The 12,372-nt window shown below is 42.7% G+C and carries 11 protein-coding genes; 6 read left to right on the forward strand and 5 right to left on the reverse strand.

Going from position 1 to position 12,372, the window contains the following annotated elements:
- Nucleotides 1-134: 134 nt before the first annotated feature.
- Nucleotides 135-1,889, forward strand: a complete 1,755-nt coding sequence (locus tag BLS28_RS23500) for a carboxypeptidase-like regulatory domain-containing protein (RefSeq protein ID WP_091173225.1) — start codon at nucleotides 135-137, stop codon at nucleotides 1,887-1,889.
- Between the two features lie 107 nt (nucleotides 1,890-1,996).
- On the opposite strand, the gene BLS28_RS23505 is transcribed toward BLS28_RS23500, so the two are convergent.
- Nucleotides 1,997-3,526 (reverse strand): Do family serine endopeptidase, encoded by a 1,530-nt coding sequence (locus BLS28_RS23505; RefSeq protein ID WP_091173229.1) that lies wholly within the window; start codon nucleotides 3,524-3,526, stop codon nucleotides 1,997-1,999.
- A 191-nt stretch (nucleotides 3,527-3,717) separates the two neighbouring features.
- Between BLS28_RS23505 and dapF the strand changes: the two genes are divergently transcribed.
- Nucleotides 3,718-4,503, forward strand: a complete 786-nt coding sequence (gene dapF, locus BLS28_RS23510; protein ID WP_176844547.1) for a diaminopimelate epimerase — start codon at nucleotides 3,718-3,720, stop codon at nucleotides 4,501-4,503.
- Nucleotides 4,504-4,604: 101 nt separating this feature from the next.
- Here dapF and BLS28_RS23515 read toward each other — a convergent pair whose 3' ends face one another.
- The 3 genes from BLS28_RS23515 to BLS28_RS23525 form a co-directional block, all read right to left on the reverse strand.
- A complete protein-coding gene (locus BLS28_RS23515) occupies nucleotides 4,605-5,018 on the reverse strand; it encodes a hypothetical protein (RefSeq protein WP_091173233.1) in 414 nt (137 codons plus the stop codon).
- A 169-nt stretch (nucleotides 5,019-5,187) separates the two neighbouring features.
- Nucleotides 5,188-6,072 carry a DUF4349 domain-containing protein gene (locus BLS28_RS23520; protein ID WP_091173236.1) on the reverse strand — a complete coding sequence of 295 codons (885 nt, stop codon included), beginning with the start codon at nucleotides 6,070-6,072 and terminating at the stop codon, nucleotides 5,188-5,190.
- A 116-nt stretch (nucleotides 6,073-6,188) separates the two neighbouring features.
- The gene (locus tag BLS28_RS23525; RefSeq protein WP_091173240.1) at nucleotides 6,189-6,515 is read right to left on the reverse strand and encodes a nucleotide pyrophosphohydrolase; all 327 of its coding nucleotides are present in this window, start codon (nucleotides 6,513-6,515) and stop codon (nucleotides 6,189-6,191) included.
- Between the two features lie 140 nt (nucleotides 6,516-6,655).
- On the opposite strand from BLS28_RS23525, the gene BLS28_RS23530 reads away from it, so the two are divergent.
- A complete protein-coding gene (locus BLS28_RS23530) occupies nucleotides 6,656-7,024 on the forward strand; it encodes a hypothetical protein (RefSeq protein WP_091173243.1) in 369 nt (122 codons plus the stop codon).
- A gap of 57 nt (nucleotides 7,025-7,081) precedes the next feature.
- Here BLS28_RS23530 and BLS28_RS23535 read toward each other — a convergent pair whose 3' ends face one another.
- Complete coding sequence (locus BLS28_RS23535) at nucleotides 7,082-9,505, reverse strand: outer membrane beta-barrel protein (protein WP_091173245.1); 2,424 nt, start codon at nucleotides 9,503-9,505, stop codon at nucleotides 7,082-7,084.
- A 453-nt stretch (nucleotides 9,506-9,958) separates the two neighbouring features.
- On the opposite strand from BLS28_RS23535, the gene BLS28_RS23540 reads away from it, so the two are divergent.
- From BLS28_RS23540 to BLS28_RS23550, 3 genes are all read left to right on the forward strand, one after another.
- Nucleotides 9,959-10,387, forward strand: coding sequence for a Crp/Fnr family transcriptional regulator (locus BLS28_RS23540; RefSeq protein WP_091173248.1), 429 nt, complete (start codon nucleotides 9,959-9,961; stop codon nucleotides 10,385-10,387).
- A 12-nt stretch (nucleotides 10,388-10,399) separates the two neighbouring features.
- Nucleotides 10,400-10,930 (forward strand): hypothetical protein, encoded by a 531-nt coding sequence (locus tag BLS28_RS23545; RefSeq protein ID WP_091173252.1) that lies wholly within the window; start codon nucleotides 10,400-10,402, stop codon nucleotides 10,928-10,930.
- A 213-nt stretch (nucleotides 10,931-11,143) separates the two neighbouring features.
- Nucleotides 11,144-12,340 (forward strand): DUF2062 domain-containing protein, encoded by a 1,197-nt coding sequence (locus BLS28_RS23550; protein ID WP_091173256.1) that lies wholly within the window; start codon nucleotides 11,144-11,146, stop codon nucleotides 12,338-12,340.
- Nucleotides 12,341-12,372: the final 32 nt, after the last annotated feature.

A 12,372-nucleotide genomic window follows, 5' to 3' on the forward strand; every position in this document is an offset into this window, starting at 1 on the left:
TAGCAGATCGGCCATGTAAACCGCTCTGTACAGTTAGGGATTGCTTCGTGCCTCGCAATGACGTGGTGGAGTAATTGGCTACGAGATTGCCACGCTGCACTCGCAATAACATGGTTTATTAGAATACTATTTTTATGTTGTATAAACTACATCGTTACCTAAACTACACCATTGCCCTGCTGCTTCTCTCGGCCCTAACCGCCCGTGCCGATTCCATTCTCTCCAAAAACATATCCGTCCATGTAACCGAAATGCGACTGGGCACGGTGCTTAAAACCATCGAACAAAAAGGCAACTTCTACTTTTCATACAACAGCAACATTGTGAAAACCGACAGCCTGGTTACCATCAATGCTGATAACTGGACGATTAAAGAAGTGCTTGACCACATGCTTCGCTATCGCTTTGAGTATCGTGAAACAAAGAATTTTATTATCCTGAGATATGCGCCCTTACAACTCACCATAGTAACCGATAAAGCCGCTACCGATGGCGACAACTACAGCATCAGCGGTACCGTAACCGACGAGCAAACCGGTCATAACCTGCCTAATGCCAGTGTATATTCGCACGAACAATTGCAATCGGTATTGACCGACAAGGAAGGCCATTTTGATATGATCGTCCGCAACGAAGGCCAGCCGATCACCTTAACAATAAGCAAAGAGTTTTATAAGGATACTACGGTTACTTTTTTAGCGGATGTTAATGTAAGGAGTACCGACACAACCCTGAAAAAAAAACGCAGCCTGCTGGGTTATATCCTTAGTGACGATTATTCGGGTGTCGAAAATACTTCGCTCGGTAGGTTGTTCCTTTCCACCAAGCAGCAGATCCAGGCGGCCAATCTCGGCGGGCTGATTGCACAGGCCCCCTTCCAGGCTTCGGCCATACCAGGCGTAAGCACTCACGGCAACTTCAGCGGACAGGTAGTAAATGTGGTTTCCCTCAATGCTGTAGGCGGCTATAATGCCGGGGTTGATGGCTTTGAAATGGGCATTATTTTCAATTTAGATAAAGGCGACGTTGGCGCGGTACAAATAGCCGGAATCTTTAATGTGGTGGGCGGCTCAGTAAATGGCATTCAGCTTGGTGGCTTGTACAATAACGTGCTGGGCAACGTGCGGGGCATTCAGCTGGCCCTGCTCCATAACAGCGTAAAACAAAACATGAATGGTTTGCAGTTGTCAGCACTTTACAACCATACCCGCGGATCAGTCAGGGGCATTCAGTTAGGGGCGATAGGCAATATTGCAGGCAAAAATTCCGACGCGTTACAACTGGGTGGGATTGGTAATATAGCACAGCAAAAGTTTGGCGGCTTGCAGGTGGCAGGCTTGTTTAATTATGCCAAACATCTTACCGGGGTGCAATTGGCGCTGGTGAACATAGCCGATACTTCTTCGGGATTTAGTATCGGGCTGTTGAATATTATCAACAGCGGTTATCATAAGCTCGCTATCTCCACTAACGAAACTCAAAATATCAACCTCGCCTTTAAAAACGGCAACAGCAAGCTGTACACCATTTGGCAGGGCGGTATGCGGGTTGATGACAACAGTAAATTATATTCATTTGGTTTGGGTTTCGGGCGGGAGTTTGGATTGGGGCAGCACCTGGCTATCAACACCGAAATAGGTTCAAGTTACCTGTACCAGGGTACCTGGTTAAAAACCAATCAGCTTAATAAGTTTAACCTTGATTTTACTTATAAGGTAAGCCGGAAGTTTTCCGTTTTCGCGGGGCCATCGTTAAATTTCCTTTATTCAGATCAGCGCGCACCTGTTGATGGTTACGCCTATGCGCGAGACCTGCATCATTCTTTTATCCGTGATAACAGGAACTGGAGCGGGTGGGTTGGATGGAGTTTTGGGGTTAATTTGTTTTAAGATGTGTTGGCTGATAACAGGCCTTAGTTGTATTTGACCAAATATAAAAAGAACCCCCTGATCTAAAAAGACCAAGGGGTTCACATGCAAAATCACTTAAAAAAAGCTTATTGAGCCGGGAACGCGCTGCTGAAGTGCGAACCGTCAGGGTAGATTCCGGCAATGATGATATTGCCCTGGATAGGTTTTACAATTGCCTTGTCAATATCTTCGATACTGCTGATCGGCAGTTTGTTAATACTGGTGATCACCACGCCTTCAGGTATTTCGGCAGCGTCAAATAAGCCACCTTCACGCACCTGGGTAACCAGTACACCGGCGTTAACATGCAGCCTGTTCTTTTCGGCTGGAGTTAAAGCGTGGAAGCTTGCACCCAGTTTGTTAAACAGCTCCTCGGCCGATTTAGATGCCGCTATACGGTTTGATGGTGCTACGGCATCGCCTTTAAGCGTTACCGCGAAATCTTTGTTCTTACCATCGCGCAGTACAGTAACATTGATCTTATCGCCGGGTTGTAAACGGCCTACACGTTCCTGCAGATCAGATGATTCATATACCGGCTGACCCTCAACCTTAACAATGATATCGCCTTTGCGTAAGCCTGCCTGTTCGGCACCGCCGCCCGGTACAAGGTCGTTCACGTATAAACCGTTGGTGGTTGTTACGTCGAGCTTTTGGGCTACGTCCGGGTTAAGTTCGGTGAAAGTTACACCCACAAAACCGCGTTTTACTGTACCGAATTTCTTGATATCGTTCAGTACTTTTTTAGCCAGGTTAACCGGGATGGCAAAGCCATAGCCTTCGTATGAACCGGTGTGTGAAGCGATAGCGGCGTTAATACCGATCAGTTCGCCACGGGTGTTTACCAGGGCGCCACCGCTGTTGCCAGGGTTAATGGCCGCATCAGTTTGAATGAACGACTCGATAGCTTTGTTCAGCTTAGGAGTCGACTGGTTGCGGGTACGGCCGAACGGGTTGTCGTCATCACTGTTTTCGCTGCCGATGATACCAATATTACGGCCTTTGGCGCTGATGATACCGGCTGTAACGGTTGATGTTAAGTTAAAAGGGTTACCTACGGCTAAAACCCATTCGCCAACTTTAGCGTCATCGCTGTTGCCTAATTTTACAATTGGCAGGTTGTTAGCGCTAACTTTAATGAGGGCAAGATCTGTACTTGGGTCGGTGCCGATAACTTTGGCGCTGAAAGTACGGTGATCATTAGTAGCAACGGTAATTTTATCGGCCTTTTCAACCACGTGGTTGTTGGTTACAATGTAGCCATCGGGCGAAATGATAACACCAGAGCCTGATGCCATCTGTGGGCCTTGCGGACGCACCCGCTGACCAAACATATCGCCAAACATCTGCTCCAGTTGATCCTGTCCGCCGCTGCCTTTGTTAGTATAGGTTGTGCGGATGTAAACCACCGCCGGGGTTGCTGCAGCCGCTGCCTGGGTAAAATCAAGGTCGCCGGTTGATGAAACCGGAGCTGAGGGGTTGCTTGTAAAATATACCTTTTGCTTGTCTTCAAAGCTCAGGTTGTCAGAGTACTTGTTTTCGATAACCTTGTATACTCCTAAGGCCATCGCACCTCCAACAAAAGCGGTTAATAGTGTTAAACCAATCTTTTTCATTTATTATTTGCCTTTCTTATTATTAAGTTTACTTATTTTACAGATCAAATTTAATACCATATAGACGAGATAATCAATGATTAGTTATCCCGTTTTTTGTTAAAATTTGTTAAATAGATAAACATCGGCTATTTTAATTGTTAGCACGGGTTTTGTTGAAGACTAAAGAGGCTGATATTAACAGGATAATTGTGAAGATACATTTTTATAAATACCAGGGCGCTGGCAACGATTTTATTTTGATTGATAACCGCGATAACAGCGTTGATCATCATAATCCTAAGCTGATTTCGGGCCTGTGCGACCGTCGTTTCGGTATCGGTGGTGACGGTTTGATGCTATTGCAAAACAAAGAAGGGTACGATTTTGAGATGATTTATTATAACGCCGACGGCCAGCCGAGCAGTATGTGCGGCAACGGCGGGCGCTGTATTGTGGCCTTTGCCAAATTTTTAGGCGTTATTGAATCTGAAACTGAATTTTTGGCGGTAGATGGTCCGCATTATGCCAAAATTTCAGACGAAGGCGATTGGGTGAGCCTGCAAATGATCGATGTAAACGAAGTTAATACCGATGCCGACGCTTATGTGCTCAACACCGGCTCGCCACATTACGTAAAGCTGGTTGATGGGCTTGAACAGCGCAATGTTTACCAGGAAGGCCACGCTATCCGCAATAATGCCACTTACCGCAAAAATGGCATTAATGTAAATTTTGTTGAACCAATGGAGAAGGGCTACTTTGTTCGCACGTTTGAGCGTGGGGTAGAGGATGAAACCTTTGCATGCGGAACAGGAGTAACTGCCGTTGCCCTGGCCATGGCGCAGCACAAACAGCAAACCGGGCATATCACTACTCCGATAAAAGTATTAGGGGGCAACCTCAACATTCGTTTTGATTATGATGGCAAAGCTTTTACAGACATCTTTTTAGAAGGCCCTGCTGAAAGGGTTTTTGAAGGGGATGTTGTTATTTAGCACGAAAGCCAGGAAGCAAGAACCAAGATAAAAGAATATAAAACTATGACATTGCCGCGCTGCGTTCGCAATGAAGTGAGAAATTATCCGCTCCCGGGCGCTTAATGTACCGGTTTCAATAAGCTAAAAAATGTACCGTCCATAATAACATTGCCGATAGAGTCAAACACGGTTTTTCTGCTGGCCTCGGCTTTCATATCTTCTGCATAAAAAATATGGTCAACCCCCAGTGTTTTCAGGAATGGATCAACTTTGGAGTGCCATTTGTTTTTATAGCAGCAAATTTTAATGCCTTTGTATGACGGGTTTGTGCTTAAACGGCGAAGAATTTTTTCGATATCCTGAACAAGATAATCGTAATCAAGTATAAGCAGGTTGGGTTTGATCTCGTGTATTGCCGGAAAGATGGCCGCGGTGATTGAAATATGCTTAAAAACCTTGTTATTAGGTAATACCTCAAGGCCAACTACATGGGGGGCAACCAACAGTACAACTTTAGACCGTACACGGATCATGATCAATCAATTAGGTGCTTAAAAGTAGTTCTTAAATTTCTACTTGTCAAGCATTTATTAATTAATTTAATAAAAACTATGCTCTTAAAATTAAATCTTCATAAGGTGATACCTTTTATTACTTTCGGTTTTTATAATTTTAACACTAAATTAATTTTTGCGATAATTTTTATGCCTCACTTATAATATTGGCTTTTCTACGCCTTTTCCAACGCCTGATTAATAGCAGAAAGATGATAGCGCCTATCATTAAAGGCCATAACGCTATAAGTGCGAAAAAGAGGTTTTGTAAAACTTCCCAGCCTTCGCCAATTGCGGTTTTAAATTTATAGGCGAAACCGTTACCTGTGTTTACTTCGCCCGGGTGCCGGGTATAAAAGCTGATATCAAGCGAACTGTAACTAACCTGGCTGCTCAGATAATTAAGTTGCCCCTGGGCCGAATCGATCGTTGTACGGATGCTGGCCAGCTTATCTTCTATTGCCAGCAGATCGGTCATTTTGGTGGCTTTAGCAGCGAGTTGCAGGTAACGTTGTTCTAACTGTTTGTTATTGCTGATTTCGGCGCGAACATCGATAAACTGTGTGGTTACGTCCCTGATATGAATGTTTTTTGATTCGATATGATCGGTGCTGGAAGTTAAGGTGCTTAAAAAAGCATCAAAATTTTTGGAGGGTATCCTGATTTTGAGGCTGTACTCTTTCTGATTGGTTTCGCCGCTGTTGGTTTCATTTTCTTCTGCGAGGTAACCGCCTAACTTTTTTAGAGACGAAACAATGTTTTGTCTTGCCGCCTTAGGATTGTCGGTTTCAAAGCGGATATCGCCTTCCTTGATGATCTTTTTGGCAGTGTCGGTAATGGATAGGTTTGAAGCGGTCGGTTTATTGGCAGTACCGGCATCTTCCAGTTGATCGGCTGCTGCCATGCTTTTTTCCCCGGCGGGTGGAGGAGGTACTAACTCAACGTTGGCTACATTTACTTTTTGTTCCGTTTCATGCTTGCATGACATAAGTAAAAGCAAAAAACTTATCGACAGGAAAAAATAGGTTTTCATAATAAGGTTGTTTAATTGTTTTAGATTAAACGCTTTTTGCCTTATTAAATTATATTAAACTTTAATTTTGAAGAATTTAATTTTGTTTAATTGAAATATAGAAAATTAAATTTTATCTATTTCAATTTTTCGTTATTTTTATGCCGCTCGGCATCCCGGATACTTTTCTTTTCCATATTCTTTTCCAGGGCTTCGGTTAGGTCGATGCCGGTTTGATTGGCAAGGCAAATAAGTACAAAAAGAACGTCGGCCATTTCGTCGGCCAGGTTAACTTCTGTATCTGATTTTTTGAATGATTGCTCGCCGTATTTTCTGGCCATAATGCGGGCCACTTCGCCAACTTCTTCCATTAAAATGGCGGTGTTGGTAAGCTCGTTAAAATACCGGATGCCCGTTGTTTTAATCCAGTTATCTACCAGTTGTTGTGCTTCGCTTATCTCCATAAAATAGTTTTAGTGCGGCCGAATTTCATTAAATTTTTTGGAATAAGGCGAATAGGTATATGCCGAAAACAAAATGAAAATACCTTGTAAGGTTTCGTTGCCCCGTGCGACTAAGAGGCAAACAACTTAAAAAATCAAACATGAAAACCAGATCAATCATTTCAGGCGCCCTTATCGCCATTTTTGCTGTTGCCGGCCTTTCTGTTAATGTACAGGCAAAAACATCGGCTCCTTTACATAATACCGTTGCCCTTAGTGATACCGGCAAAATGAAAAAGGATAAGATGAGTAAAGACAAAATGAGCCATGATAAAATGGCTTCGGATAAAATGGGTAAGGACAAGATGGGTTCAGACAAGATGAGCCATGATAAAATGGCATCAGACAAAATGGGCTCTGATAAAATGTCAAAAGACAAGATGGGTTCGGACAAAATGAGCCACGATAAAATGTCAAAAAGTAAAATGAGTAAAGGTAAAATGGGCAAAGACAGCTCAGGCAAAATGTAACCTTGCTTTTGTTTCGTGATTGTTTAAAGGGAGCCCGCATGAGCTCCCTTTTTGCTTTTAATGGATCCTGCCTTTCTCGTCCTGGTTGCCGGTATCCTGCTTCTCTGCTTTAGCCTGACTATTCCCAAAACGATAGCTGATACCCACCAGGGCATACCTGTTGATCTGGAAGTTGGTATACTTTTGCCTTACCCCGTTTACGATTGTGGTAACTGCCGATGCACTGCTCCTGAAAACATCATTCATTACCAATGAAACATCTATTTTCTTTTTAAAAGCGGAGGCCTTAATGCCGAGGTCGAGTTTATAATAAGCATCGCTTCTGCCGATGTGATCAATCTCCGGGAACTGGTACCAGAAATTTACCGCTCCTGAAAAGCTTTTATCCGCATTAAAATAAATGTTATTGTTGGTAGCGATATAAGCTCCAAACCCGCTAATGCCTTTTACTGCAGCAAACGCCGATTTTGCATCGGTATGATAAAAAGTGAACTGGTTATTATTATCAAGCCAGCTAAGCAATTGCATCGAATAATTTTCGGAAATACCTACCCGGTAAGTTTTAATAAAATTGAGCGGCGTGGTATAAACCAGGTTGGTATCTGCCCGGGCAATGGTCACATTGTTGAAACCATTGTTGGTAACGTTTAAAAATATGGCCGATGTAAGCCTGTTTTTGTAGGTATGCGAAAGCTCAAAATTGGTATTATATTCTGGTTGAAGATAGGGGTTGCCTTCGCCATAGCTATAAGCTGTAAACAGGCTCTTGAATGGGTTAAGATTCCAGAAAGTTGGCCGGTTAACCCGCCTGCCAAAATTTAGCGATAAGCTGTGATTAACAGCTGCCTGGTAACTCACCGTTGCCGATGGAAACAACCTTGTGTAATTATTAATGGTAGTTTGGTTAAGCGTGTGCGAGTAGCCTTTGGTTTCGGTGCGCTCTGCCCGCAAGCCGGCCTGGTACTTCCATTTACCATCCTCGCGGTTTATGCTGCCATAAACAGATTGGGTATTTTCGGTATAGGTAAATTCATTGCTTAAGTTCGGGTCATACTTTAGCGAATCGTTGGTTGCGTTTTTATAATAAAAAGCGTTGCTGTAATTGTTGATAAAGCTGAGCTTACCGCCAAACGCAAAGCGGGCATATTTGGTTGGCAAAAGCGCATCGGCCTTGAATGTATAAATGTTGATGTCCTGCTTATTGGTATCATGGTAGCGATTACGACTGGCTGCATTCAATGATCTGTCAGCGAGATAAGTGTTGCTCTCAAAGTCCGATCTGTCGGTGCGGTAATAGTTAAAATAGTCGGCATTAAGTACCAGTTTAGCACCTGATGTATCCAGGCTGATGGTGCTATGCAGGTTACCTGCATTGCTGATAGCCACCGGGTGATAGGTGGCATAGGTTCTTAATGTTGAATCGATAGTACCGGTAGTGTTGTTAATGATGGGGTTATTCACATGGTCAGATCCATCATAAGTGTTTTTACCGCCCTGGTAATTTACGCCTATAGTAACCCTCGGACTAAACCGGTAATCGGCACCGGCAATGACGTTTAAATTATGATAGCGATAGTTGCCGGTATCGGTTTGCAGCCAGGTTTGTTTGGGGTAATAAATATCGGTTTCAAAGCCTTCCAATTCGTGGTCGTGATCAACGTTTACGCTGGCATATGCGGAGAGTTTGGCCGAATTGTAATTAATATCGCCGCTGGCATTTAACCACCAGTAATTGCTGGTACCATAAACCGAGGCGGGGCTATGCAACCATTGCTTATCATTGATCTGTACACTGCCCGCATAGCCATGTTTTTTGCTATGTTTGAGCGTGATGTTGATCAATCCGGCGTTGCCCTCAGCATCATAAGCAGCCCCCGGGTTTTTAATTACCTCAATACTGCCCACCTGGCTTGCAGATAATGAGCGCAGGTAACGGAGCAGATCGGTTCCAGCCAGTTGAACCAATCTTTCGTTCACCATAACTTTAACGCTGCCTTTACCAACAATGCTCAGGTCATTATCGCCAACTTTTATACCCGGCACTCGACCAATAACCGTAAGTGCATCAGCCCCGGCCGATGTGGCACTGGTGGATACGTTGTAAACCAGCTTGTCGTTTTTGTTCTCAACAGATGCTTTGCTCGCGGTTACGGTTACTTCGTTCAACTGTGTGGTATTATCAGGGAGGGTAATAGATACCGAGGTATCTTGTTGCAAGTTTAATTTAAGTTTGGTTTTTTGATAGCCGGTGAAGGTGATAGTTAAATGATAGGTCCCTTTATCAACGTCAGTAAAACTAAATAGCCCGACGGAATCGGTTTGCACTACCCTTGTTTGCTCTGAATTTTGCTGTTGCAGGTTAACCACAGCAAAAGCCACAGGAACTTTAGAATTGTCGACAATTTTACCGCTGACTTTTACCTGGGCAAACAGGCTGCTATAAATTAAACAAAAAAATAAAAAGCTGTAGATATGTTTCAAGCCGGGACGGGGATGAGGTTTATAATTCCGTAAATTAAATAAAAAACCGCCGCAAATTGTTTAGCGGCGGTTCTGTTTTATTTAAAGTGGTATCCCGTGAAGAGGGTTGATGTTATGTATCACTTCTTACATGTTCCAATTTCCCGTTTTCGGTAATGTGGTATTCGGAACGCAGAAGGGCATCCGTGTTGATGTTATTGTCTTTCTTTTTTCTTTTCCGGGGACCTGAAACGGCCAATATAATAACCGCCAGGAACAGGGTGATCTTTATCAAACTCACTAACATGGGGAGATGTATTTATATGCTTCATTGTGTTGATTGATTTAATGATTGTTTTTTATTCAATTTAGTTTGATTGTAAAATAAGAAAATAAAATAAGTTGTTTTTAACCCAGGTGAAAATTAGTATGATTTTTTGTGCCGATATTTAACCTTATTGCACTTTGTTAATTATGGCCGATAAGCAACAGGTATTAAACGAACTTCTTGGCAATTTTGCCGGTATGTCTGAAAACGACGTGGCGGTTAGCTTGCCGTATTGGCGCACCCGTAAAATTGAGAAAGGCGATTTTTTTAACATGCAGAACATTGTATGTACCGATCTTGCGCTTATTAACAAAGGTCTGTTCCAGATCTACTACGTATACCCCGAAACTCAGGAAGAAAAGAACATCTACTTTTTTTCGGAAAGGCAGTTCCTGGTATCATTCCGCAGTTTTATCAATCAATACCCTTGCGCATATTATATCCAGGCGATGGAGGATGCCGAGATCATCTCCATCAACTATAATGATCTTCAATATCTTTACTCCACGCCAACCGGCTGGCAACCTTTTGATAAATTCTCCATTCATCAAAAAAATGATAGTTTTGATAGTTGACCTTGTCGCGAAATGAAGAACGCTAAAATTCAGAAACTCTTTATTCACTACGAAGAGCTTAAATATTGGGAAAGAGTTGTTTTCGTGGTCTATGCTATTGTAACTCTCTGCCTCGCATCCTCCCGGCTGTTTTTTAGCGAAGGAGTTAGGCAAACAGTAATCTTTATGTATGCCACATTAACGCAGGCTTTTTTATACATTTTTCTATATGTATCATTAAAAAATTTCAGATCATATTTGATCTGGTTATGTTTTGGTACAGTACATGTTTTTCTCTACCTATATTTTAAGGGAGATAATGATTTGGAATTGCCTAATGGAACAGCTTCCGGGCCACTGCTCAATACGATCCCTCTACTATTGCTTTTTCAACTTTTAAGATTTCTTAGCAGAGAGTTTCAGAAACGAGATTTTGTTGTTCCTACTAAAGGTGGAGGGCCCGATTTAATCGAGAACAAGCAACTTACGGCAGCTGATTATATACTTTTTACAGTTTATATGGCTTCATTTTGTGGACTTAGCTTCCTTTCAGTGCATTATTAAACCTACTTACATGTTTTGTGAAATCATAGTAGTTAGTTGAGGCGGGGGCGGTTTTTCCTTAACGTTCACCATAACAGTTTATAAAATACTTCACACTAAAAATTAACGTTTAATTTAAGCCGAAACAATAACTTTGTAAAGTATTAAACGTAAACCCACAAAACCCATTGATAAAAACCTGGACTGAAGCCGGTACGTGCGATTGAATGATATATGACGGATAATTTAGAACTTATACAGGCAAAGTTTAAACAATTACAGGTATGCGTTATTATACCCACCTATAATAACCAGGGTACGCTGCCCGCTGTTATTACCGATGTGTTAGCTTATACCGATCAGGTTATTGTGGTAAATGATGGCTCGACCGATAGTACTCCTGCCATTATTCAATCATTCCCGCAAATAAAATCAGTTAGCTATACCCAGAATGTAGGCAAGGGCTGGGCCTTACACAAAGCATTTGAATTTGCAACCGAACAGGGTTATCAACATGCTATCACTATCGATTCAGACGGGCAACATTTTGCTACCGACCTGCCTGCTTTTATTGAAAAACTGGAACAGGAACCGGATTCGCTGATTATTGGTTCGTGTAATATGGAGCAATCGTCGGTGCCGGGTAAAAGCAGTTTCGGGCATAAGTTTTCTAACTTTTGGTTTTGGGTGGAGACAGGCATTAAATGTCCGGATACGCAATCGGGTTATCGCTTGTACCCGATTCACCTCCTAAAAAACAGCAAATTCATCACCCGTAAATACGAGTTTGAAATAGAGGTAATAGTTCGTGCCGCCTGGAAAGGTATCAAGATAGATTGGGTTCCGGTAAAGGTTTATTATGCCCCGAAAGAAATACGGGTATCGCATTTTCGCCCTTTTCAGGATTTTTCGCGCATTAGTGTACTCAACACTGTACTGGTTATCATAACTTTCGCATACATCAAACCCCGCGATTTTTTCAGGACGCTTTTTGATAAAAAAAAAGCTAAGCTAATGTTCAAAAACCTGTTTTTTAACCCTGAACACTCGCATCAGTTAAAAGCTAAATCTGTAGCTTTTGGCGTTTTTATGGGGATTGTGCCTATCTGGGGTTTCCAGTTGTTGGTGGCTATTTCGCTGGCCTTCCTGTTCAGGCTCAACAAGGCCATCGTGGTTACGGCTGCCCACATCAGCGTTGCGCCCATGATCCCGGTTATTATTTTTCTGAGTTATAAAACCGGTAGCCTGTGGATGGGCGGCAAGGATGTGGATATCCCATTGGATAAAATTTCGCTTAAATCCATTGGCGAACATTTGGAACAATATCTTTACGGCAGCATTTCGCTGGCAATTTTTGCGGGTATTATAGCGGGATTCCTCACTTTTGCGTTATTGAAGCTGTTTAAGCGGAGGCCAGTCCCCGCCCTGTAATTCATGGAAAAATCCTGGTAGGTATCTATAAT

Origin of the sequence: Mucilaginibacter gossypii (genome assembly GCF_900100945.1) — a bacterium.
Lineage (GTDB): Bacteria > Bacteroidota > Bacteroidia > Sphingobacteriales > Sphingobacteriaceae > Mucilaginibacter > Mucilaginibacter gossypii.

What these genes read in the sequence shown, in the direction of transcription:
- BLS28_RS23500 (WP_091173225.1), top strand. Translation starts at nt 135, where the DNA reads ATGTTGTATAAACTACATCGTTACCTAAACTACACCATTGCCCTGCTG.
- BLS28_RS23505 (WP_091173229.1), bottom strand. Translation starts at nt 3,526, where the DNA reads ATGAAAAAGATTGGTTTAACACTATTAACCGCTTTTGTTGGAGGTGCG.
- BLS28_RS23530 (WP_091173243.1), top strand. Translation starts at nt 6,656, where the DNA reads ATGAAAACCAGATCAATCATTTCAGGCGCCCTTATCGCCATTTTTGCT.
- BLS28_RS23525 (WP_091173240.1), bottom strand. Translation starts at nt 6,515, where the DNA reads ATGGAGATAAGCGAAGCACAACAACTGGTAGATAACTGGATTAAAACA.
- BLS28_RS23545 (WP_091173252.1), top strand. Translation starts at nt 10,400, where the DNA reads ATGAAGAACGCTAAAATTCAGAAACTCTTTATTCACTACGAAGAGCTT.
- BLS28_RS23540 (WP_091173248.1), top strand. Translation starts at nt 9,959, where the DNA reads ATGGCCGATAAGCAACAGGTATTAAACGAACTTCTTGGCAATTTTGCC.
- BLS28_RS23520 (WP_091173236.1), bottom strand. Translation starts at nt 6,072, where the DNA reads ATGAAAACCTATTTTTTCCTGTCGATAAGTTTTTTGCTTTTACTTATG.
- BLS28_RS23550 (WP_091173256.1), top strand. Translation starts at nt 11,144, where the DNA reads ATGACGGATAATTTAGAACTTATACAGGCAAAGTTTAAACAATTACAG.
- BLS28_RS23515 (WP_091173233.1), bottom strand. Translation starts at nt 5,018, where the DNA reads ATGATCCGTGTACGGTCTAAAGTTGTACTGTTGGTTGCCCCCCATGTA.